Genomic DNA, 24907 nt, shown 5'->3' on the forward strand with positions numbered 1-24907 from the left:
TACCCGGTCTACACCGTTACGACCCCATTATGTGCGACGTAGGCCGAATAAGGCGCTTACGTCGCCATCCGGCAAATCCCCTATAAATAACATTTCAGTCTAATTTATTAACCCTTCCTTTTCATCTGGTTATTTCTTAACCCCTTAGTTTTCGTAGGGCCGCGTATCGCTTGCCATTGCGACGATATTTCGCCTATCATGCTGCGGTTATAATAATAATTATCGTTTACGTTATCATTCACTTTCATCAGAGATATACCAATGGCGCGTCTTAAAACTGCTCAGCCAAACTCCTCACTGCGTAAAATCGCAGTTGTAGTAGCCACAGCGGTTAGCGGCATGTCTGTCTATGCACAGGCGGCGGTTCAACCGAAAGAAGAAACCATTACCGTAACCGCAGCGCCTGCGCCGCAGGAAAGTGCCTGGGGACCGGCTCCGACCATCGCCGCGAAGCGTTCCGCCACTACCACCAAAACTGATACACCTATCGAAAAAACGCCACAGTCGGTTTCGGTGGTCACTAACGAAGAGATGCAGATGCATCAATTCCAGTCAGTAAAAGAAGCGTTGGGTTACACGCCGGGCGTAACGGTAAGCAGTCGCGGCGCTTCCAATACCTATGACTTCGTGATTATCCGTGGCTTCTCTTCCGTCGGTCTGAGCCAGAATAACTATCTGGATGGCCTGAAATTGCAGGGTAACTTCTACAACGATGCGGTTATTGATCCCTACATGCTTGAGCGTGTTGAGTTGATGCGTGGCCCAACGTCCGTTCTCTACGGTAAGAGCAACCCGGGCGGTATTATTTCGATGGTTAGCAAGCGGCCGACTACTGAGCCGCTGAAAGAAATTCAATTCAAAATGGGGACGGACAATTTGTTCCAGACCGGTTTTGATTTTAGTGATTCCCTGGATGACAACGGTGAGTTCTCATATCGTCTGACGGGGCTGGCGCGTTCGACAAATGAGCAGCAAAAGAGTTCTGAGTCGCAGCGCTATGCGATTGCGCCCTCTTTTACCTGGCGTCCTGATGAGAAAACGAATTTTACGTTCCTTTCTTATTTCCAGAACGAACCAGAGACCGGCTACTACGGCTGGCTGCCGAAAGAGGGAACGGTTGAACCGTTACCGAATGGTAAACGCTTGCCAACAGATTTCAATGAAGGGGCGTCAAACAACACCTATTCTCGTAACGAGAAAATGGTGGGATACAGTTTCGAGCATGGCTTCAACGACACTTTTACCGTGCGCCAGAATTTACGTTTTGTCGAAATGAAAACCGCGCAAAAAAGCGTCTATGGCACGGGGATTGCGGCGGACGGCCATACGCTTAACCGCGGTACTATCGTTGACAACGAGCGTTTACAGAATTTCAGCGTAGATACACAACTGGAAAGTAAATTCGCGACCGGCGATATTGATCATACGTTGCTGACGGGTGTCGATTTCATGCGTATGCGTAATGATATTAACGCGACGTTTGGTAGCGCGCCGTCAATCGATCTCTATAACAATTACCATCCTGAATACTTTGCTTTCGGCGGCGCTGAGCCGTACCAGATGAACGAAAGTAAACAAACAGGCCTTTATGTTCAGGATCAGGCGGAATGGAATAAGTGGGTATTTACTCTCGGCGGCCGTTATGACTGGTCTAAACAAGCGACAACGGTGCGTCAGAATTCCACTACGCCGACAGAAGGATATATTGAACGTAATGACCACCAGTTCACCTGGCGCGGTGGCGTAAACTACGTATTCGATAATGGAATTTCACCTTACTTCAGCTATAGCCAATCTTTCGAGCCAAGCGCCTTCGATTTGTGGAGCACCCCACGCGTTTCTTACAAGCCGTCAAAAGGCGAGCAATATGAAGCAGGGGTGAAATATGTACCGAAAGACATGCCGGTTGTTGTTACGGGTGCCGTTTATCAGCTGACCAAAACCAATAACCTGACCGCCGATCCAACCAACCCATTAGCGCAGGTGCCGGCAGGCGAAATTCGTGCGCGAGGTGTAGAGCTGGAAGCCAAAGCAGCATTGACGGCTAACATCAATATGACGGCGTCTTACACTTATACTGATGCTGAATACACGAAAGACACTAACCTGAAAGGGAATACGCCAGAGCAGGTGCCTGAACACATGGCGTCGTTGTGGGGCGATTACACCTTCAACGACGGTCCGTTGTCAGGTTTAACGCTGGGAACAGGCGGTCGTTTTATTGGTTCCAGTTACGGCGATCCGGCCAATAGCTTCAAGGTAGGCAGCGCAGCGGTGATGGATGCGGTCGTCAAGTACGATCTGGCGCGTTTTGGTATGGCGGGCTCCAGCATTGCGGTTAACGTTAATAATCTGCTCGACCGCGAATACGTCGCCAGCTGCTTCCAGACCTACGGCTGTTTCTGGGGCGCAGAACGTCAGGTCGTTGCAACGGCAACCTTCCGTTTCTAATTTCTTTTTGGGCACGGCTTGCCGTGCCCGTTTTACAAGTTGGCTGCGATGCAGGAAAACCACATTCATTCCGATACCACCTTTGCGCTGCGAAGCGTCGCCTTTCGTGTGCCGGGCCGCACGCTTTTACACCCCCTCTCGTTAACGTTTCCCGCAGGTCGCGTCACCGGACTTATCGGCCATAATGGTTCCGGTAAATCCACGCTGTTAAAAATGCTGGGCCGCCATCAGCCGCCTTCCGAAGGGGATATTCTGCTCGACAATCAGCCGCTGGCGAGCTGGAGCAGCAAGGCGTTTGCCCGCAAAGTTGCCTATCTGCCTCAACAATTGCCGCAAGCGGAAGGAATGACGGTGCGCGAACTGGTGGCGATTGGCCGCTATCCGTGGCACGGCGCGCTGGGACGCTTTGGCGTCGCGGACCGGGAAAAAGTAGACGAGGCGATTACGCTGGTCGGCTTAAAACCGCTGGCGCATCGTCTGGTCGATAGCCTGTCCGGCGGTGAACGCCAGCGCGCGTGGATTGCCATGCTGGTCGCGCAGGACAGCCGTTGTCTGCTGCTGGATGAGCCGACGTCAGCGCTGGATATCGCCCATCAGGTTGACGTGCTGGCGCTGGTGCATCGTTTAAGCCAGCAGCGCGGGCTGACGGTGGTTGCGGTGCTGCACGATATCAACATGGCGGCCCGCTACTGTGATTATTTAGTAGCGCTACGCGGCGGTGAAATGATTGCGCAAGGAACGCCTGCGGAACTGATGCGCAGTGACACGCTGGAACAGATTTACGGGATCCCGATGGGTATCCTTCCGCATCCGGCGGGCGCGGCACCTGTGAGTTTTGTGTATTAATGCGTGATTTATATCCTCTTACTCGCCGCCGTTTATTAACGGCGATGGCGCTCTCGCCGCTGCTGTGGCAAATGAATACGGCGCAGGCTGCCGCTATCGATCCCCGCCGGATTGTGGCGCTGGAGTGGCTGCCGGTTGAGCTGCTGCTGGCGCTCGGTATTACGCCTTATGGTGTGGCGGACGTGCCAAATTATAAGCTGTGGGTTAGCGAACCGCCGTTGCCGGATTCGGTGATTGATGTGGGGCTTCGCACTGAACCCAATCTCGAACTGCTGACGGAGATGAAGCCGTCGTTTATGGTCTGGTCGGCAGGTTACGGACCCTCGCCGGAGAAACTGGCGCGGATCGCGCCGGGGCGCGGGTTCGATTTTAGCGACGGCAAAAAGCCGCTGGCGGTGGCCCGACGCTCGCTGGTTGAACTGGCGCAGACGCTGAATCTGGAAGCTGCGGCAGAAAAACATCTGGCGCAATACGATCGCTTCATCGCCAGCCAGAAGCCACGTTTTATCCGCCGCGGGGGACGTCCGTTACTGATGACGACGCTTATCGATCCGCGGCATATGCTGGTGCTCGGCCCGAATTGCCTGTTCCAGGAGGTGCTGGACGAGTATGGCATCGTCAATGCCTGGCAGGGTGAAACCAACTTTTGGGGCAGTACGGCGGTCAGCATCGATCGGCTGGCGATGTATAAAGAAGCGGATGTGATCTGCTTCGATCACGGGAATAGCACCGATATGAACGCGCTGATGGCAACGCCGCTGTGGCAGGCCATGCCGTTTGTCCGCGCCGGGCGTTTTCACCGGGTGCCCGCCGTTTGGTTCTATGGCGCGACCCTCTCCACGATGCATTTTGTCCGCATCCTGAATAATGTGTTGGGAGGCAAAGCGTGAGCAGAAAACGTGGAATACCGGATGGCGGTGCGAAAAACGCCTTAACCGACCTACGGTTCGGGCGCTTTGTAGGCCGGATAAGGCGAAGCCGCCATCCGGCGTTGCTGTTATTGGCGCTGTTGGTTGCCGCCTGCTGGCTGACATGGGTTAACTTCTCCGTTGCGCTACCGCGCAGCCAGTGGCAACAGGCTATCTGGTCACCGGATATCGACATCATTGAGCAGATGATTTTTCATTACAGCCTGCTGCCAAGACTGGCGATTTCGCTGCTGGTGGGCGCGGGGCTTGGGCTGGTAGGCGTCCTGTTCCAGCAAGTATTGCGTAACCCGCTGGCGGAACCGACCACGCTGGGCGTGGCGACCGGCGCGCAATTGGGGATCACGGTGACTACGCTATGGGCGATTCCCGGCGCGCTGGCGACGCAGTTTGCCGCCCTGACGGGAGCCTGTATCGTCGGCGCGCTGGTGTTCGGCGTGGCGTGGGGCAAACGTCTGTCGCCAGTGACCCTGATCCTCGCCGGGCTGGTGGTTAGCCTCTATTGTGGCGCAATCAACCAGTTACTGGTGATTTTCCACCACGATCAGTTGCAAAGCATGTTTTTATGGAGCACCGGAACGCTAACGCAAACCGACTGGAGCGGCGTGCAGCGTCTGTGGCCGCAGTTGCTGGGCGGTGTGATGCTCACGTTATTGTTGTTACGCCCGATGACGCTGATGGGGCTGGATGACGGCGTTGCGCGTAATCTGGGTCTGGCGCTGTCGTTAGCGCGTCTGGCGGCGCTGTCGCTGGCGATTGTGTTGAGCGCTCTGCTGGTCAACGCGGTGGGCATTATCGGTTTTATCGGCCTGTTTGCGCCGCTGCTGGCGAAAATGCTTGGCGCAAGACGTCTGCTGGCGCGCCTGATGCTGGCGCCGCTCATTGGGGCGCTTATTTTGTGGCTATCCGATCAGATTATCCTTTGGCTCACCCGCGTATGGATGGAAGTTTCCACCGGGTCAGTGACGGCGTTAATCGGCGCGCCGCTGCTCCTGTGGCTGCTGCCGCGGCTTAAAAGCATGAGCGCGCCGGATATGAACGCCAGCGATCGTGTGGCGGCGGAACGTCGGCACGTTCTTGCTTTTGCCGTTGCCGGTGGCGCGCTCCTGCTGCTGGCAACATGGGGCGCGCTCTCTTTTGGTCGCGACGCGCATGGCTGGACGTGGGCGAGCGGAACGCTGCTTGAAGAACTGATGCCGTGGCGCTGGCCGCGGATACTGGCGGCGTTAATGGCGGGCGTCATGCTGGCGGTGGCGGGCTGCATTATTCAGCGTCTGACCGGTAATCCAATGGCCAGCCCGGAAGTGCTGGGGATCAGTTCCGGAGCCGCGTTTGGCGTGGTGTTGATGCTGTTTTTGGTGCCGGGGAATGCTTTCGGTTGGCTACTGCCTGCCGGAAGCCTGGGCGCGGCGGCGACACTGCTGATTATTATGATAGCCGCCGGGCGCGGCGGTTTCTCGCCGCAACGGATGTTGCTGGCGGGGATGGCGCTCAGCACCGCGTTTACCATGCTGCTAATGATGCTCCAGGCGAGCGGCGATCCGCGGATGGCGGATGTGTTGACCTGGCTCTCAGGATCTACCTATAACGCCACTGGCGGGCAGGTTACGCGAACCGCGATCGTGATGGTGATTTTGCTGGCAATTGTGCCGTTGTGTCGCCGCTGGTTAACGATTTTGCCACTGGGCGGCGATGCCGCGCGCGCGGTGGGCATGGCGCTTACGCCGTCGCGTATCGCGCTGCTGGCGCTGGCGGCGTGTTTGACGGCAACCGCGACGATGACCATTGGGCCGCTGAGTTTCGTTGGACTGATGGCGCCGCATATTGCGCGGATGCTCGGTTTTCGCCGGACGATGCCGCATATGGTCATCTCAGCGCTCGCAGGGGGCGTTCTACTGGTCTTTGCCGACTGGTGCGGCAGGATGGCGCTATTTCCGTATCAGATCCCGGCGGGACTGCTTTCAAGCTTTATTGGCGCGCCGTACTTTATCTATTTGCTACGTAAACAGAGCCGCTGAGTTTGCCGGATGGCGGCATAAATGCCTTATCCGGCCTGCGGTGTAGAATGTAGGCCGGGTAAGCGTAAGCGTCACCCGGCAATTCATCCTTTACAATTTCGCAAACACCCGACGCGCGGCGTCAATGGTATTATTAATGTCGTCCATGCTGTGTGCGACCGACATAAAACCCGCCTCAAACGCCGATGGCGCCAGATACACGCCTTCCTCCAGCATCAGGTGGAAGAAACGCTTAAAGCGTTCCACGTCGCACGCCATCACGTCCTGATAGCAAGTTACGCTCTCAGCGTCGGTGAAGAAAATCCCGAACATGCCGCCGACATGGTTAACCACCAGCGGAATATTCGCTTCTTCGGCAGCTTCCAGCAAACCTTCCGCCAGGCGGGTGGTGAGCTCATCCAGCGTTTCATGAATGCCGGGCTGGGCGACTTCATTCAGGCAGGCGAAACCGGCCGCCATCGCAATCGGGTTGCCGGAAAGGGTGCCCGCCTGGTAAACCGGGCCCGTCGGCGCCAGCGCATCCATTACATCGCGACGACCGCCAAACGCGCCTACCGGCATCCCGCCGCCGATGATTTTACCCAGACAGGTCAGGTCAGGCACGACGCCGTAGTAATCCTGGGCTCCGGCCAGCGCTACGCGAAAACCGGTCATCACTTCGTCGATAATCAGCAGCGCGCCGAACTCATCGCACAAGGCGCGCAGGCCCGGCAGGAATTCCGGCAGCGGCGGGACGCAGTTCATATTGCCCGCCACGGGTTCGACGATGATACAGGCGATTTCCTGCGGATATTGTTCAAACGCCGCGCGCACTGACGCCAGATCGTTATAAGTGCAGGTCAGCGTATGTTTCGCGAAATCCGCCGGCACGCCCGGCGAGTTCGGCTGACCGAGCGTCAGCGCGCCAGAACCGGCTTTGACCAGCAGACAGTCTGCGTGGCCGTGGTAGCAGCCTTCGAATTTGATAATCTTATCGCGGCCAGTAAAACCACGCGCCAGGCGAATCGCGCTCATCGTCGCTTCGGTGCCGGAGTTCACCATGCGCACCATGTCCATGGTCGGCACCAGGTTGGTCACCAGTTCCGCCATTTTTACTTCCATTTCGGTTGGCGCGCCGAAGCTTAAACCGCGCTCCGCAGCTTCGATCACCGCATTGCGGATAGCCGGATGGTTATGCCCCAGTACCATTGGCCCCCAGGAACCGACATAGTCGATATATGCTTTGCCATCGACATCGTACAGATACGCGCCGTCCGCTTTTTCGATAAACAGCGGGGTGCCGCCCACGCCAGTGAAGGCGCGAACAGGGGAGTTCACGCCGCCGGGGATCAGCTCGCGGGCCGCGCTATAGAGATTTTCAGACTTACTCATGGAAAGATTCCTGGTTCGTAGAAAAAGTGAATACCCGCTATTCTAAGTTATTCAGAGAAGGTTATGAAAGTTTTACGCATTTGAAACAATACGATTTGCAGGGGATTTTCACGGCGTTGGCGAGTAGAATGCCGACTTTAGATTTGTATTACCAATTAATGATCTTCTGATGAAAACAGACACTTCCACCTTTTTAGCTCAGCAAATTGTGCGCTTACGGCGCAGAGATCAGATTCGCCGGTTAATGCAGCGGGATAAAACGCCGCTGGCCATCCTGTTCATGGCGGCCGTTGTCGGCACGCTTACCGGACTGGTTGGCGTCGCCTTTGAAAAGACGGTTTCCTGGGTACAAAACATGCGCATTGGCGCGCTGGTTCAGGTCGCGGACCATGCGTTTTTGCTTTGGCCGCTGGCCTTTATCCTTTCGGCGTTACTGGCGATGGTTGGCTACTTTTTGGTGCGAAAATTTGCGCCGGAAGCCGGCGGCTCGGGTATCCCGGAAATTGAAGGCGCGCTGGAGGAGCTACGTCCGGTGCGCTGGTGGCGCGTGTTGCCGGTGAAATTTATCGGCGGGATGGGAACGTTGGGCGCAGGAATGGTATTAGGGCGCGAAGGGCCAACGGTGCAAATCGGGGGCAACCTGGGGCGCATGGTGCTGGATGTTTTTCGTATGCGCAGCGCCGAAGCGCGGCATACGTTGCTGGCGACCGGCGCGGCGGCGGGGCTCTCTGCGGCGTTTAACGCGCCGCTGGCGGGTATCCTGTTTATTATTGAAGAGATGCGCCCGCAGTTTCGCTACAACCTGATTTCGATTAAAGCGGTGTTTACCGGCGTCATCATGTCGAGCATTGTGTTCCGCATATTTAACGGCGAAGCGCCGATTATTGAAGTCGGCAAACTGTCTGATGCGCCGGTTAACACACTGTGGTTATACCTTATCCTCGGCATTATTTTTGGCTGCGTCGGGCCAGTATTTAATTCGTTGGTGCTGCGTACCCAGGATATGTTTCAGCGCTTTCATGGCGGCGAAATTAAAAAATGGGTGCTTATGGGCGGCGCGATCGGCGGCCTGTGCGGTATTCTGGGGTTGATTGAGCCGGAAGCGGCAGGCGGCGGATTTAACCTTATTCCTATCGCCGCGGCAGGTAATTTTAGCGTCGGGCTACTGCTGTTCATCTTTATTGCCCGGGTTGTCACGACGCTGCTTTGCTTTTCTTCCGGCGCGCCGGGGGGCATTTTCGCCCCGATGCTGGCGTTGGGAACGCTGCTTGGTACGGCCTTCGGTATGGCGGCGGCAGTGCTTTTCCCGCAGTATCACCTGGAGGCCGGTACCTTTGCGATTGCCGGGATGGGGGCGCTGATGGCGGCGTCGGTGCGCGCCCCGCTGACGGGGATTGTGCTGGTGCTGGAGATGACCGATAACTACCAGCTCATTTTGCCAATGATTATCACCTGTCTTGGCGCGACACTATTAGCCCAGTTTTTGGGCGGGAAACCGTTATACTCAACTATCCTGGCGCGCACTCTGGCGAAGCAGGATGCGGAACAGGCGGCGAAAAACCAGAATGCGCCTGCGGGCGAGAATACTTGAACGAATTACCAGGGTATTAGATAATGACTGCCAATATTGGGTGAAAATTTATCCAATTACCGATGTCGTTTGGAGCAAAATATGAGTGATGACGTAGCGCTGCCGCTGCAGTTTACCGACGCAGCAGCGAATAAAGTAAAAAGTCTTATCGCTGACGAAGATAACCCGAATCTGAAACTGCGCGTGTATATCACCGGCGGTGGTTGCAGCGGCTTCCAGTATGGTTTTACCTTTGACGATCAGGTTAACGAAGGGGATATGACCATCGAAAAACAGGGCGTTGGCCTGGTGGTTGACCCGATGAGTTTGCAGTATCTGGTGGGGGGTTCGGTAGATTATACCGAAGGTCTGGAAGGTTCCCGCTTCATTGTAACCAACCCGAATGCGAAAAGTACCTGCGGGTGTGGCTCTTCCTTCAGCATTTGATTGTTGTTCGTTGTGCCGGATGGCGACGCGAGCGTCTTATCCGGCCGACAGGAAAGATGTTCCAGGCCCGATAAGCGTAGCGCCATCGGGCAAAACAATATCAACGTCCGTTTTCATCCAGGGCAAACGTCGGCAATTTCAAATGCCAGCGAATGGCCGCCAGCCGAATGAACAGCGTGACCACCATGCCCATCATGCTGGCGCTTTCCAGCGGTACTGAAAACGTATAAAACGCGGTGGCGTGAACAATCCCGCCGATAATACAGGCCGTGGCATAGATTTCGGTGCGTAGGATCATGGGGATCTCGCGTGCCAGAACATCGCGAATAATCCCGCCGCCGACGCCGGTAATCACGCCCATACAGACAGCCACTAATGGCCCCGTTTCAGCGAGGAAGGCTTTATTCACCCCAATGCCGACAAACACCGCCAGCCCGACCGCATCCAGTACCGGCAACATCCATTTCGGTAGACGTCTTGGCTGGCGAACCAGTAGGATGGTCAGCATACTGGTGACCATGGCGACAACCAGATCGGTAGGATCTTTAACCCAGAATACCGGGCCGTTATCCAGCGCCATATCGCGGATTGTCCCGCCGCCGACGGCAGTAACGACGCCGAGCACCAGGACGCCGAACGGGTCCATACGTAATTTCCCGGCCAGCAACACGCCAGAGATAGCAAATACAGCCGTGCCTACAATATCCAGCCAATAGACGAGCATTGTCGAATCCCCACTGGGAGCCTGGTAAGACAGGCTCTAATTCACCTGTGAAAGCGCATTACAGAGTTGTTTTGCGGCGAGGATAATACGCGGGCTTGCGCGTTCAAACCAGTCGCTGTTAAGCGGAATAACCGGAATTTTTAACAGGTTTCCCCAGTATTGTTCAATTTTGAGAATTTCGCCCGCTTTTCCGGCCACGATAATGGCCTGGGGATGCCTTGCCAGCACCTGTTCACGGCTGACTTGCGGCCACGGCACGCGGCTGTCAGCAAAGACGTTTTCTCCGCCGCAGGTCGTCAAAACCTGATGTTGAATAGACCCTTTACCACTGGTAAACAGAGGATTCATGCCAAACTGAAGAAAGACGCGCTTTTTAGCTTTACCGACATACTCGACTTTGAGCGCGGCGTACTCATTTAGCAATGTCTGCGCTGCCTGCTGAGCCTTTTCCGGCTGCGGGCTCCAGGCGGCCAGTTGGCGGAGCGCGTCGGCGATCTGTTCGATGGTTACCGCGTCCACCCACATGACCTTAATACCTAATGACGTCAGTTGGTTTACCTGGCGTTCCGCATTACCGCCGCGCCAGGCGACGACCAGATCCGGCTTCAGCGCCACAATGCGTTCCAGATTCATTCCCTGCCAGGTAGAGACTTGTTCTATTTTTTGCGCTTCGGGCGGGTAGTCGGAATAGCTGCTGACGCCAACGGGCGTAATCCCGGCGGCAAAAGCGAGCTCCGTATTGGCGGGAGAGAGGGTAATGACGCGCGGCGCAGCGTAAAGCCACACCGGGAGCGTAAGCAGCAGGGCGACCAGCGCCCTGAACATTTGCTTAGCCATGCGCCAGTTTCTGTACCAGCGTTTCGACCATCAAAGTCGACTGTTTCGCCGCCACCGCGAGGAATTCGTCAAAGCTGAGGTGCGATTGCTGATCGGCCACGTCAGAAATAGCGCGTACCACCACGAACGGCACGTTGAAGTTATGGCAGACGTGGGCGATAGCGGTGGCTTCCATCTCTACGGCGACCGCGTCGGGGAAGTTATGCCGGATTTTCGCCAGCCCGACGGAACCGTTAATAAACGCGTCGCCGCTAACAATAAGGCCGCGTACCGCGTTCAGATTCAGCTCCCTGATGCAGGATTCCGCGGCGGCGATCAGCTTATCATCGGCCTTAAATCCGGCCGGACAGCCCGGTAATTGCCCGTATTCATAGCCGAAAGCGGTCACATCAGCGTCGTGGTAACGTGCTTCGTCAGAGACGACGATATCGCCGACCTTCAGCGTGGACGCCAGACCGCCTGCGGAACCGGTATTGATGATCACGTCCGGCTTGCAGTGCTCCAGAAGCAACGTTGCGCCCAGCGCCGCCGCGACTTTACCGATACCGGATTTCAGCAACGCCACTTCGGTGCCGTTCAACTGGCCAGTGTAAATTTCGCAGCCGCCCAGCGTAATCGTCTGACGGTTGTCAATTTTGTCACGCAGCAGCGTAACTTCTTCTTCCATTGCGCCAATGATGCCGATTTTCATAGATTTACTCGCGATAAGTCAGTTTTGGGGGCATAGTTTATCATGCGCTTATGGGGAAGCGCATTTCTCAGGCGGGGAGAGGATATGGCATCGATCGATTTCCGAAATAAAATTAACTGGCATCGTCGTTATCGTTCACCGCAGGGCGTAAAGACGGAGCATGAGATCCTGCGGATTTTTGAAAGCGATCGCGGGCGGATTATCAACTCTCCGGCTATACGCCGTTTGCAGCAAAAAACGCAGGTTTTCCCGCTGGAGCGCAATGCCGCGGTGCGTACTCGCCTGACGCATTCAATGGAGGTGCAACAGGTAGGGCGGTATATCGCGAAAGAGATTTTAAGCCGCCTGAAAGAGCAAAACCGACTGGAGGAGTACGGTCTGGATGCGCTGACCGGTCCCTTTGAAAGTATTGTGGAAATGGCCTGCCTGATGCACGACATCGGTAATCCGCCGTTCGGTCATTTTGGCGAGGCGGCGATCAATGACTGGTTTCGTCAGCGGCTGCATCCGGAAGATGCGGAAAGTCAGCCGCTCACGCATGATCGCTGTGTGGTTTCCTCGCTACGGCTACAGGAAGGCGAAGAAAATCTGAACGATATTCGCCGCAAGGTACGTCAGGATATCTGCCATTTTGAAGGCAATGCACAGGGAATTCGTCTGGTACATACGCTCATGCGGATGAATCTTACCTGGGCGCAGGTTGGCGGAATTTTAAAATATACCCGTCCGGCATGGTGGCGAGGGCCGGTGCCGGATTCCCATCGCTATTTAATGAAGAAACCGGGCTATTATCTTTCTGAAGAGAAGTATATTGCGAGGTTACGTAAAGAACTGCAGTTAGCGCCTTACAGTCGCTTTCCATTAACGTGGATTATGGAAGCCGCAGATGATATTTCTTATTGTGTCGCCGATCTTGAAGACGCGGTAGAGAAAAGAATCTTTAGCGTTGAGCAGCTTTATCACCATTTATATCACGCGTGGGGCCACCATGAGAAGGATTCGCTGTTTGAGCTGGTGGTAGGAAATGCGTGGGAAAAATCACGCGCCAATACATTAAGCCGCAGTACCGAAGATCAGTTTTTTATGTATTTACGGGTAAATACATTAAATAAACTGGTGCCCTATGCCGCTCAGCGTTTTATTGATAATTTGCCGCAGATTTTTGCCGGTACCTTCAATCAGGCGTTACTGGAAGATGCCAGCGGTTTTAGCCGCCTGCTTGAACTCTATAAGAATGTGGCGGTTGAACATGTGTTTAGCCATCCGGATGTAGAACAGCTTGAACTACAGGGATACCGGGTGATCAGCGGGTTATTAGATATCTATCAGCCGCTATTAAGCCTGTCGCTTAACGACTTTCGCGAGTTGGTGGAAAAAGAACGGTTGAAACGCTTCCCCATAGAATCGCGCTTATTTCAGAAACTTTCTACGCGCCATCGTTTGGCCTACGTGGAAGTCGTCAGTAAATTACCCACGGATTCGGCGGAGTACCCGGTACTGGAATATTATTATCGCTGTCGGTTGATTCAGGATTATATCAGCGGGATGACTGACCTTTACGCATGGGATGAATATCGGCGTTTGATGGCGGTCGAACAGTAAATGGACTTTTGTAAAGATGGACAATAAATTTTTACTTTTTCCAGAAACTTTGTTCCGGAACTTCGCGTTATAAAATGAATCTGACGTACACAGCAATTTTGCGTTACCTGTTAATCGAGATTGAAACACATGAAAAAAACCACATTAGCAATGAGTGCACTGGCTCTGAGTTTAGGTTTGGCATTGTCGCCTCTGTCTGCCACGGCGGCTGAAACGTCCTCTTCAGCAATGACTGCCCAGCAGATGCCAAGCCTGGCACCGATGCTCGAAAAAGTGATGCCATCGGTGGTCAGTATTAATGTTGAAGGTAGCACCACGGTGAATACGCCGCGTATGCCGCGTAATTTCCAGCAGTTCTTTGGCGATGACTCCCCGTTCTGCCAGGACGGTTCTCCGTTCCAGAATTCTCCGTTCTGCCAGGGCGGCGGTAACGGCGGCAACGGCGGTCAACAACAGAAATTCATGGCGCTGGGCTCCGGCGTAATTATTGACGCCGCGAAGGGCTACGTCGTCACCAACAACCACGTGGTTGATAACGCCAGCGTGATTAAAGTACAGCTTAGCGATGGGCGTAAATTCGATGCTAAAGTGGTGGGCAAAGATCCGCGTTCTGATATCGCGCTGATTCAAATTCAGAATCCGAAGAACCTGACGGCGATTAAGCTGGCGGACTCCGACGCGCTGCGCGTGGGGGATTATACCGTCGCTATTGGTAACCCGTTTGGTCTGGGCGAAACGGTGACGTCAGGTATCGTTTCGGCGCTGGGGCGTAGCGGCCTGAACGTAGAAAATTACGAGAACTTTATTCAGACCGACGCCGCGATTAACCGCGGTAACTCCGGCGGCGCGCTGGTGAACCTGAACGGTGAGCTGATCGGTATTAACACCGCGATTCTGGCGCCGGACGGCGGCAACATCGGTATCGGCTTCGCTATCCCCAGTAACATGGTGAAAAACCTGACGTCGCAGATGGTGGAATACGGCCAGGTGAAACGCGGCGAACTGGGGATCATGGGGACTGAGCTGAATTCCGAATTGGCGAAAGCGATGAAAGTCGACGCCCAGCGAGGCGCGTTCGTCAGCCAAGTGATGCCGAATTCGTCCGCGGCGAAAGCGGGTATCAAAGCCGGGGATGTCATTACCTCGCTGAACGGTAAACCGATCAGCAGCTTTGCGGCGCTGCGCGCTCAGGTCGGCACTATGCCGGTCGGCAGCAAAATCAGCCTCGGTCTGCTGCGTGAAGGTAAAGCGATTACGGTGAATCTGGAACTGCAGCAGAGCAGCCAGAGTCAGGTTGATTCCAGCACCATCTTCAGCGGGATTGAAGGCGCTGAAATGAGCAATAAAGGCCAGGATAAAGGCGTTGTGGTGAGCAGCGTGAAAGCGAACTCACCCGCCGCGCAAATTGGCCTCAAAAAAGGCGATGTGATTATCGGCGCTAACCAGCAGCCGGTGAAAAATATCGCCGAGCTGCGTAAGATTCTCGACAGCAAGCCGTCGGTTCTGGCGCTGAATATTCAGCGTGGTGATAGTTCTATTTATTTGCTGATGCAGTAATCACCTTTGTCCCCCTTCCGCCATGGAAGGGGGCAACACTTTTCTGTGAAACCCCCCACAACTCCATACTTATTTGCACCGTTTTGTGCATTTGCACAATGTCGAGACCTGTCATCTTCCTTATGCTTGTGCTCTGCTCACAGGAGGGATTTATGGCTGGCTGGCATCTTGATACCAAAATGGCGCAGGATATCGTGGCGCGCACTATGCGCATCATCGATACCAATATCAACGTAATGGATGCCCGCGGGCGTATTATCGGCAGCGGCGATCGGGAACGTATTGGTGAATTGCACGAAGGCGCGCTGTTAGTGCTGTCGCAGGGCCGGGTTGTGGATATCGACGACGCCGTGGCGCGACACCTGCACGGGGTGCGTCAGGGGATTAATCTTCCCTTACGTCTTGAGGGCGAAATTGTCGGCGTGATCGGTCTTACCGGCGAACCAGAGCATCTGCGTAAATATGGCGAACTGGTGTGTATGACTGCCGAAATGATGCTGGAGCAGTCGCGGTTAATGCACCTTTTGGCGCAGGATAGCCGTTTGCGCGAAGAGCTGGTGATGAACCTGATTCAGGCCGAAGAAAATACGCCGGCGCTGGTGGAATGGGCGCAGCGTTTGGGGATCGATTTGAACCAGCCGCGTGTGGCGGCGGTGGTGGAAGTCGACAGCGGCCAGCTTGGCGTCGATAGCGCAATGGCGGAACTTCAGCAGTTGCAGAATGCGCTTACCACGCCGGAGCGTAACAACCTGATAGCCATTGTTTCTCTCACCGAGATGGTGGTGCTCAAACCCGCCTTAAACTCGTTTGGTCGCTGGGATGCTGAAGATCATCGTAAGCGCGTAGAGCAGCTTATCTCGCGAATGAAAGAGAATGGTCAGCTACGTTTTCGCGTGGCGCTGGGCAATTACTTTACCGGGCCGGGCAGTATTGCACGCTCATACCGCACGGCGCGCACCACGATGATGGTCGGCAAACAGCGGATGCCAGAAAGCCGCAGCTATTTTTATCAGGATTTGATGCTGCCGGTTCTGTTAGATAGCCTGCGTGGCGGCTGGCAGGCCAATGAGCTGGCGCGCCCGCTGGTAAAACTCAAAGCGATGGATAACAACGGGTTATTACGTCGGACGCTGACGGCGTGGTTTCGCCATAATGTCCAGCCGCTGGCGACCTCTAAGGCGCTGTTTATTCATCGTAACACGCTGGAATATCGGCTAAATCGTATTTCGGAACTGACCGGGCTGGATTTGGGAAATTTTGACGATCGGCTGTTGCTGTATGTGGCGCTACAACTGGATGAACAGCGTTAAGCCCGGCGGCGCTTCGCTTACCAGGCCTACGGGGATATACCTGTAGGCCGGATAAGGCGTAACACGTCGCCATCCGGCAACACACAGCTTACTTACGGGTAAGCTTGTCCAGATCGGCTTCGATTTCACTGATCTTATTCGCGACGACGCTTTCCAGGTGGCGCAAGTCGTCGAGGATCTTACGTTTGAGATCGAGTTCTGAGCGGTCGCGCTGGCAGATTTGGTCCAGCTCGTCAATCACATAGCGTAGGTTAGGGCTAATCTCCTGTACCTCTTTATAACCCTGACCGATGCCATCGGCCACCACCGTTTTACGCTGGCGTGGATACTTAAACTTCACGCTTTTAGCAAAGAATTCACCTCTATCCTTTTGAAAATAGATTTTCAGGATATCGTTATTGGCTTCTTGCCGCAGGCTGTAACGATCGATTTCCTCAGGATTGGTAATGCCCAGACTTTTTAGATTGTCATACATAGCGGTATCCTTCATCACACTATAACTTTTGAATAATTAACGAAAAATTGGTTTTTCGCCACCAATGTATACAAAAAAAGCGCGGTTGATCGCAGAAGACGTCTCGGCAACGTCATGAGCAAAAGGGCGGCGGTTATTGATAGCTTAAGTAATTCAACGCGATATTCCGTTTATAGAGAAAGCGTTTGAAGTCAGTGTGGGAAATTGACCGGAGGTAGTGGTCGATAACCTTGAGAGGCGGAGTCTATGTCCGGAACGTATAATGCTACTATTCGCCGGGTGGTGGTTTCCGCCTGGATAGGAAACTCCATTGAATATTATGATTTTCTATTATACGGCCTGGCAAGCGCGCTGGTATTTGGCCCGCTTTTTTTTCCTGGCGCCAGCCCATTGACTGCAACGTTATCTTCTTTTGCCAGTTTCGGCGTGGGATTTATCTCCCGGCCGCTGGGCGCACTATTTTTTGGCAACAGGGGAGATACGCTTGGGCGTAAAAACACGTTATTAATCACGTTAGGCGGGATGGGCGCGGTCACGTTTCTCATCGGTTGCCTGCCTTCTTACGCCAGTATCGGCGCGCTGGCGCCTGCTTTACTGGTTATTCTGCGTTTTCTACAGGGATTTATGGTTGGAGGCGAATGGGGAGGCGCCATGTTGATGGTCGTGGAATATGCTGCTGGAAAGCACCGGGGGCGGTTAAGCGCGCTATCGCAAACAGGAGGACTCACGGGACAATTATTGGCGACAGGCGTATTTATAGTCGTGACCCAATTACCGCAGGAGGCGTTGTTATCGTGGGGATGGCGTATTCCTTTTCTGCTCAGTGCGCTTTTGGTGTTGCCTGGATTATATATGCGTCATCGTCTGGATGAGACACCTGTCTTCCGTGCGTTTAAAAAGCAGCAGGCCATTAATCATAGGCAGCAAAGAGAAGAAAGGCCGGTGGTCAAAGTAGTACGAGAACAATGGCGCAGCATTTTGCTGATTATAATTCTGCGTTTTGCGGAAAGCGTTCCCTTTTTTCTTGCTACCGTCTTCGCGGTTTCCTGGGCGACAACGCAGCTTGGGATTGCCAGCCTGACTATTCTGTACATTGTAATGTTCACCTGTCTGCTGGCGTATCCCATGCACGTGCTATTTGGCATCATGTCGGATCGGCGTGGCTGCCGTCAGGTGTATATTTTCGGCGCGCTTTTTGTCGCGGCAATGGCTTTTCCCTTTTTCTGGCTGCTGGAAAGCCGTTCGCTCATACTGATGACAATGGGCTACGTTCTGCTTATTAACATTGGTCATAATTCACTGAATGCCGTGCAACCTTCTTTTTTCGCCGGACTGTTTCATCCGCCTGTACGCTACAGCGGTTCATCAATTGGCGCTCAGTTGGGGGCGGTTGTGGCAGGGGGATTCACGCCGTTTATCGCTAAGGCGTTAAGCGCAGTCTATGATAACAGTTGGGCGTTGGTTGCCGGTTATGTCGTTTTGACTGCGTTGGCTTCGGCGTTTGCGGCAAAGATTGCGCCGGAAACCGTGTTACCGCATTCGCCGTAATGCAAAGGGGGGCTGTCGCCCCCACTTTTCACTCGCTTAATCAATAGTGCGCAATAATTCGTTAATGCCCACTTTACCACGCGTTTTGGCGTCGACTTTTTTCACGATCACCGCGCAGTACAAACTGTACTTGCCGTCTTTTGACGGCAGGTTGCCGGAAACGACCACGGAGCCCGCCGGTACGCGGCCATAGTGAACTTCACCGGTTTCGCGATCGTAGATTTTGGTGCTCTGGCCGAGGTATACCCCCATGGAAATGACGGAACCTTCTTCGACAATGACGCCTTCCACGACTTCAGAACGCGCGCCAATAAAGCAGTTGTCTTCAATGATGGTCGGGTTAGCCTGCAACGGCTCCAGTACGCCGCCGATACCTACGCCGCCGGAAAGGTGAACATTTTTACCAATCTGCGCGCAGGAACCCACCGTCGCCCAGGTGTCAACCATGGTGCCTTCGTCAACGTAGGCGCCGATGTTAACGTAAGACGGCATCAGCACGGTGTTGCGGGCGATAAATGCGCCCTGACGAACGGCCGCAGGCGGAACGACGCGGAAGCCTTCTTTCTGAAAACGCGCTTCGTCGTAATCAGCGAATTTCATCGGGACTTTATCGAAGTAGCGGCTTTCCGCACCGTCGATAACCTGGTTATCGTTAATACGGAAAGAGAGCAGAACCGCTTTCTTCAGCCACTGGTGAGTGACCCACTGACCGTCGATTTTTTCTGCGACACGCAGCGCGCCGGAATCAAGTAGAGAAATGACCTGGTTTACCGCCTCTCGGGTCACGGTATCTACATTAGCCGGCGTAATATCGGCGCGGCGCTCAAAAGCGGTCTCAATAACGTTCTGTAGCTGCTGCATTGTTAAACTCTTTCATATAAATAAACACACTACCCTTTATCGTTTGGATTGAGGGCCGCTGTCAACCGTTGTTGCACCTCAAGTTGCAGCACATTATTAAGTGCGCGCCGATCCGCTGTGGCGATTATGAATAAATCTTCTACTCGTTCACCAATGGTTGTAATTCGGGCGCCATGAAGCGAAATTCCCAGATCGGCAAAAATTTGTCCGACCCTGGCCAGCAGACCAGGTTGATCGAGCGCGATCAATTCCATGAATGATTTTCTGTCGGTATGGGTGGGCAGAAAATTGACTTCCGTTTCGACCGTAAAGTGCCGTAACTTTGCCGGTTGCCGACGCGGCTGCGGCGGCTGCCAGCTACGCTGCGTAATGGTTTGTTCAAGACCGGTGCGAATAACGTCATGGCGATCCGCCGCCAGCGGGCTGCCGTCTGGTTCCAGAACGATAAACGTATCCATTGCCATGCCGTCGCGAGTGGTAAAGATCTGCGCGTCATGGACGCTTAAATTACGCCTGTCCAGCTCGGCGCAGACGGCGGCAAACAGATAGGGTCTGTCCGGACTCCAGATAAAAATTTCGGTTCCGCCGCGCGTGGCCTGCGGACTAAGCAACACTAACGGTTGGCGCAGATCGTGCTGCAATAAATGGCGTGCGTGCCAGGCGAGCTGATTTGGACTATGACGAACAAAATAGTTAGCGCGACAGCGGGTCCAGATTTTGTGCAGCGCGGCTTCATCAATATTGTCCATTCGCAGCAGCGCCAGCGCCTGAAGCTGATGGTGACGCACGCGCTCACGCATATCCGGCGTATTTTGCATTCCACGCCTGAGCTGTTTTTCAGTGGCGAAGTACAACTCGCGCAGCAGGCTCTGTTTCCAGCTATTCCACAAGGTTTCGTTGGTCGCGCAGATGTCCGCGACGGTCAGGCAGACCAGAAAACGCAGCCGTGTTTCGGTTTGCACCTCTTCGGCAAACTGCTTGATGACTTCCGGATCCTGGATGTCGCGGCGCTGGGCGGTGACTGACATTAGCAGGTGTTGGCGCACCAGCCAGGCGACCAGTTGCGTTTCGCGTGAGTTCAAACCGTGCAGTTCGGCGAAGGTGAGTACATCCTGCGCGCCCAGTACGGAATGGTCGCCGCCGCGTCCTTTCGCAATATCGTGGAACAGCGCGGCGATCAGGATCAGTTCCGGATGGGGAAGCCGCGGCCAGAGATCGACGCATAGCGGATGGCGCTGGCGCGTCTCTTCTTTCGCAAAGCTCTCCAGTTTGAGCATTACGCGGATGGTGTGTTCATCCACCGTGTATGCGTGGAACAGGTCAAACTGCATTTGTCCGACGATGTGCGACCACTGCGGCATATAAGCCCACAGTACGCTGTGGCGATGCATGGGTAGCAGGCCGCGGCTGACCGCGCCGGGATGGCGTAGCATACTCAGAAACAGAGTGCGCGCCTCCGGGATGTAACACAGCGGTTGGCTCAGGTGGCGGCGGGCGTGGCGCAAGTGGCGTAACGTCGTAGAGTAGATGCCGGTGATCGCGCTATTGCGCACCATCATATAAAACATGCGCAGGATCGCTTGCGGTTCGCGGATAAACAGCGTGTCGTCACGCAGATCAATGAGCGTGCCGCGCAGTTGAAACTCATCGTCAACAGGACGCGGTTTTTCATCCGCAGGCAGCGCCAGAATCGCCTCGTCAAATAGCTGAAGCAGCATCTGATTAAGTTCGCTCACCCGACGCGTAACCCGGAAGTAGTCTTTCATCATCCGCTCAACCGGATCGTTGCCCTCGCCGCTGTAGTTAAGGCGTTGAGCGACGCTTAACTGGCGGTCGAACAGCAGGCGGTTATCGTAGCGGCTGACCACCAAATGTAGCGCAAAGCGAATGCGCCACAGGATATGCAGGCACTCGTTGAGCTCCGCGCGCTCAGCCGGGGTTAAAAAGCCGAATCCCACCATCTCATCGAGCGAGGTAGCGCCGAAGTGACGTCGGGCGACCCACTGTAACGTATGGATATCGCGCAGGCCGCCGGGGCTGCTTTTAATATCCGGCTCCAGATTATAGCTGGTGCCGTGATAGCGCTGGTGGCGCTGGTTCTGCTCTTCTACTTTGGCGGCGTAAAATTTGTCGGACGGCCAAAAACCTTCGCTGAAAATATGTTTTTGTAGTGCCAGAAACAGAGCGACATCACCGATCAGCAGGCGCGTTTCGATGAGGTTTGTCGCAACGGTTAAATCAGACAGGCCTTCCAGCAGACACTCTTCCAGCGTACGTACGCTATGCCCGACATCCAGCTTGACGTCCCAAAGTAAAGTCAGCAGCTCGCCGACCTTTTGCGCCTGTTCATCAGGCAGCTTTTTGCGGCTTAAAATGAGCAGATCAATATCGGAAAGCGGATGCAGTTCGCCGCGTCCATAGCCGCCGACGGCGACCAGCGCCAGATCGGCAATCTGACCGAAACCGGCCTCAATCCACAGGCGTTGCAACAACTGGTCGATAAATTCGGTACGGGCTTCAATAAGCTGTTCAGCACAAATGCCGCTGTCAAATGCCTCTCCCAGCCAGTGTTGAAAGATGTCGATGCGGGCTTTGATACCGGCGACGGTCAGTTCAGCGCGCGGCCAGACGCCAGGGTTTTGCGGCTGGTCAGGGAGGGTGGGGAGTGCGGTATTCGCGTGCTGTTCAGGAAGAGTATTCATATGCGCCACCCATTAAAAAGCCGGATGGTGGCGTGAACGCCTTATCCGGCCTACGTATTTACTCTTCATCCTTCAAGTTGCTTCTACGTTGGCTGCGCTCGTTCACTCCAGTCACGTACTTATGTACGCTCCTGAAGATTCACTCTCTTGCCGCCTTGAGGCAACTCGAATGATTTTGAGTAAAGGTGTAATTTGTAGGCCTGATAAGATGCGAAGGCATCGCCATCAGGCAAAACATTATTCGTCGTGTGTGATGATCGCCGGGATGGTGTCATCTTTACGCAGCGTCAGAATTTCACAGCCGTTTTCCGTTACCACAATAGTATGCTCGTACTGAGCAGACAAGCTGCGGTCTTTGGTTTTTACCGTCCAGCCGTCTTTCATGGTGCGGATACGGTAATCCCCGGCGTTCAGCATCGGTTCAATGGTAAAGGTCATGCCAGGCTGCAACACGACGCCGCCATCGTCTGCATCATAATGCAGCACCTGCGGTTCTTCATGGAAGCCGCGACCAATACCGTGTCCGCAGTATTCACGTACCACGGAGAAACCTTCGCCTTCGGCATATTTCTGGATGGCGGCGCCAATGGTGCGCAGGCGGATGCCCGGTTTCACCATTTTGATGCCCAGATACAGGCTCTCTTGCGTGACGCGGCACAGACGCTCGCCCAGAATGGTCGGTTTGCCGACGATAAACATCTTTGAGGTATCGCCGTGGAATTCATCTTTAATCACGGTCACGTCGATGTTGACGATATCACCATCTTTCAGATGTTTAGCGTCATCTGGAATGCCGTGGCACACCACTTCATTAATAGAGATACAGACGGATTTCGGATAACCGTGGTAGCCGAGGCAGGCGGAGATCGCGTGTTGTTCGTTAACGATGTAATCGTTACAGATACGGTCCAGTTCGCCGGTGGTGACGCCCGGTTTGATATACGGTTCGATCATTTCCAGCACTTCGGCTGCCAGACGGCCCGCGACGCGCATTTTTTCGATGTCTTCAGATGTCTTGATAGAGATAGCCATGGATAGTGTCCAGCAGTGTCGATTATTTCGACAATAATAGGTTATGTCGTATCAATGTTAACAGTGCAGCGGCGTCAGTGCCAGATGTTGAACATTCTGGTAACGCTGACGTCCGCATAGTTCACCAGGTTGGTTAGGGTTTCTTAACGGCTTTACCGTGACGGTCAAAGGTGAATGTTTGGTCGGTTCTGCGGTATACACCTTCCCCTACAGATTTAACAAAGGTGGCGACAATATAGGGAGACTGCCACTCAAATGAGTATTTGCCGTTTTTGGGCATCGGAATCAGCAAATTACCGTCGTTATCGATGAAACCATCGTCGACCTCAAAGCCAATATCGGCAACGGCTTTTGCGAAGGGGTTATATTTAAAGAGATTTATCTTTTCGCTGGCGGGAATTTTCGGCAACTTGCTGAAATCGAGATGCTTAAAGACCTGAGCCAGAAATAGCTGGCTCTCCAGCGATGCCGCCTGTCGGGCCGGAAACTCCAGCGTCAGATTGTCGGCCAGGCGGTAGTACCAGGAATAATTAGCATTATCTCCGTTCATTGTAAAAATAAAGAGATTTTCCAGTCGCTTGCCGTTGGGATATTTCTGTTGGTTTTTCGCCATCACCTCGTCAAGGCTGGTATGATGAACCTTGATATCGACATAAATATAATTAGAAAAACAACTGTTGTATTTTACTGACATTCGCGGCGAAAGAGGCTTAATAAAACGCTGTGGTTTTTCCAGTAGCGGCGTTAATGTTTCTTCAAAGCTACGCTGGGTTTCAACAACATCGAATAGCTGGTTCATGCTGGTCTGATAACGCGATTCGAGCTCTTTTTCCGGCAATGACAGGTCGGCCAGCGACAACACATCCTTACCGCGATATTGTGGCTCCATGGTGCGCACAATAGCCCAGGCACGCGCAACGGTTGTAAGCTCGCCGTCCACAGCATTGGCTCGGGCTACAAGCCAGGTCCCGGTGGCATCGTCATACTGAAAATACACGGCTTCCGGGGTGTAGTCCTCGTTGTAGTAGACAGCGCCGTTGTCGGTGCGGAAAAGAATGCCTTTTTGGCTGGCGAGCCATCTGTCCAGATAGGCGGGGTCTTTTGCTGTTTTAACCACAAAAATCTCACCATTAATCATTTCTGATTGTTTATGGTCTGGCGTTGTTTTTTCGCGCTCTGTGAAGCTATAAACGTGGGTACCTTCGTCTTTGATATTAATATAAAGCCCTTTATTTCCCATGCGGCGGAAATAGGCGCCGGAGTTCCATGAATCAAGGGAGTTATAAATTGACAACGGGAGTTTGATCGCCAGATTGGGGGTGACGGAAAAAACGACGCCGGGAAAATCATCTTTCTGAACGAGGGCGGCTAGCTGTTCACGCTCCTGAGTGAGGCGGGTCTGCCATTTTTGTTGCTGCTCTGCGAAACGTGATTTGATTTTCTGAAGTCCCGGGGTGCTGTCATCGACCTGCTGAAGCTTCAACGTAATAACACAGTCAAAAAAGCCGCAGGCCATCTTTGGTTCGCTCACCAGACTGAGTGTTTTACCGTTGTTTTCTGTTTTGAGAGAGTAGGTTATCCCTTCGATTTCTATTTGTTGATTTTTAATCTCATAGCGTGAAGTGTTATTCCAGCGATTGGCCGTTAGCGCCTCTGGCGTCAGGTTAAACCAAACCCAGTTTTTATTTTCCTCAAAGGCCGAAGTAATACTCTGTTGCGTTTTTGTGCTGGGCTGCTGCGTGTCAACGCTGAAATCAATGTGGGTTTCTTCTGTGAGGTAAGTCTGCTCTGTGGCATAAGCGGAAGCGATACCGCACCCTGTCAATAGTATTAATGTATTGATAATTATATTTTTATTCACCAATTAAATCCTTTTATAAATCTTGCACATTCCATGTGCCGCGATTGTAGATACCCCTTCCGCTCGGTGAATTGATCC

Annotated in this window: 19 protein-coding genes; 10 read left to right on the plus strand and 9 right to left on the minus strand. The window is 53.9% G+C overall.

The genetic code is table 11. The features are described 5' to 3' along the window. Positions 1 to 261: 261 nt before the first annotated feature. From fhuA to fhuB, 4 genes are read left to right on the plus strand one after another with little or no spacing between them, the layout of a single operon-like run. Positions 262 to 2451: a ferrichrome porin FhuA gene (fhuA, locus tag NA197_RS19810; protein WP_000113226.1), complete on the plus strand. Its 2190-nt coding sequence runs from the start codon at positions 262 to 264 to the stop codon at positions 2449 to 2451. Positions 2452 to 2499: 48 nt separating this feature from the next. Then, positions 2500 to 3297 carry a Fe3+-hydroxamate ABC transporter ATP-binding protein FhuC gene (fhuC, locus tag NA197_RS19815; protein ID WP_001157204.1) on the plus strand — a complete coding sequence of 266 codons (798 nt, stop codon included), beginning with the start codon at positions 2500 to 2502 and terminating at the stop codon, positions 3295 to 3297. Continuing rightward, complete coding sequence (fhuD, locus tag NA197_RS19820; protein WP_024157442.1) at positions 3297 to 4187, plus strand: Fe(3+)-hydroxamate ABC transporter substrate-binding protein FhuD; 891 nt, start codon at positions 3297 to 3299, stop codon at positions 4185 to 4187. The genes fhuC and fhuD overlap by 1 nt, the downstream gene beginning before the upstream one ends. A gap of 14 nt (positions 4188 to 4201) precedes the next feature. Continuing rightward, a complete protein-coding gene (fhuB, locus tag NA197_RS19825) occupies positions 4202 to 6241 on the plus strand; it encodes a Fe(3+)-hydroxamate ABC transporter permease FhuB (RefSeq protein WP_097363552.1) in 2040 nt (679 codons plus the stop codon). 90 nt (positions 6242 to 6331) lie between these two features. Here fhuB and hemL read toward each other — a convergent pair whose 3' ends face one another. After that, complete coding sequence (hemL, locus tag NA197_RS19830; RefSeq protein ID WP_000045249.1) at positions 6332 to 7612, minus strand: glutamate-1-semialdehyde 2,1-aminomutase; 1281 nt, start codon at positions 7610 to 7612, stop codon at positions 6332 to 6334. A gap of 169 nt (positions 7613 to 7781) precedes the next feature. Here hemL and clcA point away from each other — a divergent pair, with 169 nt between their 5' ends. Further along, complete coding sequence (gene clcA, locus NA197_RS19835) at positions 7782 to 9203, plus strand: H(+)/Cl(-) exchange transporter ClcA (protein WP_064043177.1); 1422 nt, start codon at positions 7782 to 7784, stop codon at positions 9201 to 9203. A gap of 81 nt (positions 9204 to 9284) precedes the next feature. Then, the gene (gene erpA / locus NA197_RS19840) at positions 9285 to 9629 is read left to right on the plus strand and encodes an iron-sulfur cluster insertion protein ErpA (protein ID WP_001278668.1); all 345 of its coding nucleotides are present in this window, start codon (positions 9285 to 9287) and stop codon (positions 9627 to 9629) included. A gap of 100 nt (positions 9630 to 9729) precedes the next feature. Here the strand turns inward: erpA and NA197_RS19845 are convergent, their stop codons facing one another. Genes NA197_RS19845 through mtnN form a run of 3 tightly spaced genes read right to left on the minus strand, consistent with a single transcriptional unit; the run spans position 9730 to position 11881 of the window. Next, positions 9730 to 10353, minus strand: a complete 624-nt coding sequence (locus NA197_RS19845; RefSeq protein WP_000964234.1) for a TRIC cation channel family protein — start codon at positions 10351 to 10353, stop codon at positions 9730 to 9732. Between the two features lie 36 nt (positions 10354 to 10389). Beyond that, positions 10390 to 11190, minus strand: a complete 801-nt coding sequence (btuF, locus tag NA197_RS19850) for a vitamin B12 ABC transporter substrate-binding protein BtuF (protein WP_064043178.1) — start codon at positions 11188 to 11190, stop codon at positions 10390 to 10392. Further along, positions 11183 to 11881 carry a 5'-methylthioadenosine/S-adenosylhomocysteine nucleosidase gene (mtnN, locus tag NA197_RS19855; protein WP_000689821.1) on the minus strand — a complete coding sequence of 233 codons (699 nt, stop codon included), beginning with the start codon at positions 11879 to 11881 and terminating at the stop codon, positions 11183 to 11185. Before mtnN ends, btuF begins: the two co-directional genes overlap by 8 nt. A gap of 84 nt (positions 11882 to 11965) precedes the next feature. On the opposite strand from mtnN, the gene dgt reads away from it, so the two are divergent. The 3 genes from dgt to cdaR all read left to right on the plus strand — a co-directional run bounded on the left by dgt (position 11966) and on the right by cdaR (position 16350). Beyond that, positions 11966 to 13483: a dGTPase gene (gene dgt, locus NA197_RS19860; protein WP_000146450.1), complete on the plus strand. Its 1518-nt coding sequence runs from the start codon at positions 11966 to 11968 to the stop codon at positions 13481 to 13483. Positions 13484 to 13612: 129 nt separating this feature from the next. Then, positions 13613 to 15040, plus strand: coding sequence for a serine endoprotease DegP (gene degP / locus NA197_RS19865; RefSeq protein WP_000753958.1), 1428 nt, complete (start codon positions 13613 to 13615; stop codon positions 15038 to 15040). Between the two features lie 152 nt (positions 15041 to 15192). Continuing rightward, a complete protein-coding gene (cdaR, locus tag NA197_RS19870; protein WP_000929420.1) occupies positions 15193 to 16350 on the plus strand; it encodes a DNA-binding transcriptional regulator CdaR in 1158 nt (385 codons plus the stop codon). Between the two features lie 88 nt (positions 16351 to 16438). Here the strand turns inward: cdaR and NA197_RS19875 are convergent, their stop codons facing one another. Then, positions 16439 to 16825 (minus strand): DUF3461 family protein, encoded by a 387-nt coding sequence (locus NA197_RS19875; RefSeq protein WP_000272193.1) that lies wholly within the window; start codon positions 16823 to 16825, stop codon positions 16439 to 16441. 246 nt (positions 16826 to 17071) lie between these two features. Between NA197_RS19875 and NA197_RS19880 the strand changes: the two genes are divergently transcribed. Continuing rightward, positions 17072 to 18373, plus strand: coding sequence for an MFS transporter (locus NA197_RS19880; protein WP_000017194.1), 1302 nt, complete (start codon positions 17072 to 17074; stop codon positions 18371 to 18373). Between the two features lie 36 nt (positions 18374 to 18409). On the opposite strand, the gene dapD is transcribed toward NA197_RS19880, so the two are convergent. The 4 genes from dapD to NA197_RS19900 all read right to left on the minus strand — a co-directional run bounded on the left by dapD (position 18410) and on the right by NA197_RS19900 (position 24829). Further along, complete coding sequence (gene dapD, locus NA197_RS19885) at positions 18410 to 19234, minus strand: 2,3,4,5-tetrahydropyridine-2,6-dicarboxylate N-succinyltransferase (RefSeq protein ID WP_001186673.1); 825 nt, start codon at positions 19232 to 19234, stop codon at positions 18410 to 18412. A 29-nt stretch (positions 19235 to 19263) separates the two neighbouring features. After that, positions 19264 to 21936 (minus strand): bifunctional uridylyltransferase/uridylyl-removing protein GlnD, encoded by a 2673-nt coding sequence (glnD, locus tag NA197_RS19890; protein ID WP_001094519.1) that lies wholly within the window; start codon positions 21934 to 21936, stop codon positions 19264 to 19266. 237 nt (positions 21937 to 22173) lie between these two features. Further along, positions 22174 to 22968: a type I methionyl aminopeptidase gene (gene map, locus NA197_RS19895; protein ID WP_001018214.1), complete on the minus strand. Its 795-nt coding sequence runs from the start codon at positions 22966 to 22968 to the stop codon at positions 22174 to 22176. A gap of 133 nt (positions 22969 to 23101) precedes the next feature. Beyond that, complete coding sequence (locus NA197_RS19900; protein ID WP_064043179.1) at positions 23102 to 24829, minus strand: hypothetical protein; 1728 nt, start codon at positions 24827 to 24829, stop codon at positions 23102 to 23104. Positions 24830 to 24907 lie beyond the last annotated feature (78 nt).

Source organism: Salmonella sp. NW884, assembly GCF_051700745.1.
GTDB lineage: Bacteria > Pseudomonadota > Gammaproteobacteria > Enterobacterales > Enterobacteriaceae > Salmonella > Salmonella enterica.

Bases quoted from the DNA above. Each gene is read 5' to 3' on its own strand.
- fhuA (WP_000113226.1), top strand. From the start codon at position 262: ATGGCGCGTCTTAAAACTGCTCAGCCAAACTCCTCACTGCGTAAAATC.
- fhuC (WP_001157204.1), top strand. From the start codon at position 2,500: ATGCAGGAAAACCACATTCATTCCGATACCACCTTTGCGCTGCGAAGC.
- fhuD (WP_024157442.1), top strand. From the start codon at position 3,297: ATGCGTGATTTATATCCTCTTACTCGCCGCCGTTTATTAACGGCGATG.
- hemL (WP_000045249.1), bottom strand. From the start codon at position 7,612: ATGAGTAAGTCTGAAAATCTCTATAGCGCGGCCCGCGAGCTGATCCCC.
- clcA (WP_064043177.1), top strand. From the start codon at position 7,782: ATGAAAACAGACACTTCCACCTTTTTAGCTCAGCAAATTGTGCGCTTA.
- erpA (WP_001278668.1), top strand. From the start codon at position 9,285: ATGAGTGATGACGTAGCGCTGCCGCTGCAGTTTACCGACGCAGCAGCG.
- NA197_RS19845 (WP_000964234.1), bottom strand. From the start codon at position 10,353: ATGCTCGTCTATTGGCTGGATATTGTAGGCACGGCTGTATTTGCTATC.
- btuF (WP_064043178.1), bottom strand. From the start codon at position 11,190: ATGGCTAAGCAAATGTTCAGGGCGCTGGTCGCCCTGCTGCTTACGCTC.
- mtnN (WP_000689821.1), bottom strand. From the start codon at position 11,881: ATGAAAATCGGCATCATTGGCGCAATGGAAGAAGAAGTTACGCTGCTG.
- dgt (WP_000146450.1), top strand. From the start codon at position 11,966: ATGGCATCGATCGATTTCCGAAATAAAATTAACTGGCATCGTCGTTAT.
- degP (WP_000753958.1), top strand. From the start codon at position 13,613: ATGAAAAAAACCACATTAGCAATGAGTGCACTGGCTCTGAGTTTAGGT.
- cdaR (WP_000929420.1), top strand. From the start codon at position 15,193: ATGGCTGGCTGGCATCTTGATACCAAAATGGCGCAGGATATCGTGGCG.
- NA197_RS19875 (WP_000272193.1), bottom strand. From the start codon at position 16,825: ATGTATGACAATCTAAAAAGTCTGGGCATTACCAATCCTGAGGAAATC.
- NA197_RS19880 (WP_000017194.1), top strand. From the start codon at position 17,072: ATGTCCGGAACGTATAATGCTACTATTCGCCGGGTGGTGGTTTCCGCC.
- dapD (WP_001186673.1), bottom strand. From the start codon at position 19,234: ATGCAGCAGCTACAGAACGTTATTGAGACCGCTTTTGAGCGCCGCGCC.
- glnD (WP_001094519.1), bottom strand. From the start codon at position 21,936: ATGAATACTCTTCCTGAACAGCACGCGAATACCGCACTCCCCACCCTC.
- map (WP_001018214.1), bottom strand. From the start codon at position 22,968: ATGGCTATCTCTATCAAGACATCTGAAGACATCGAAAAAATGCGCGTC.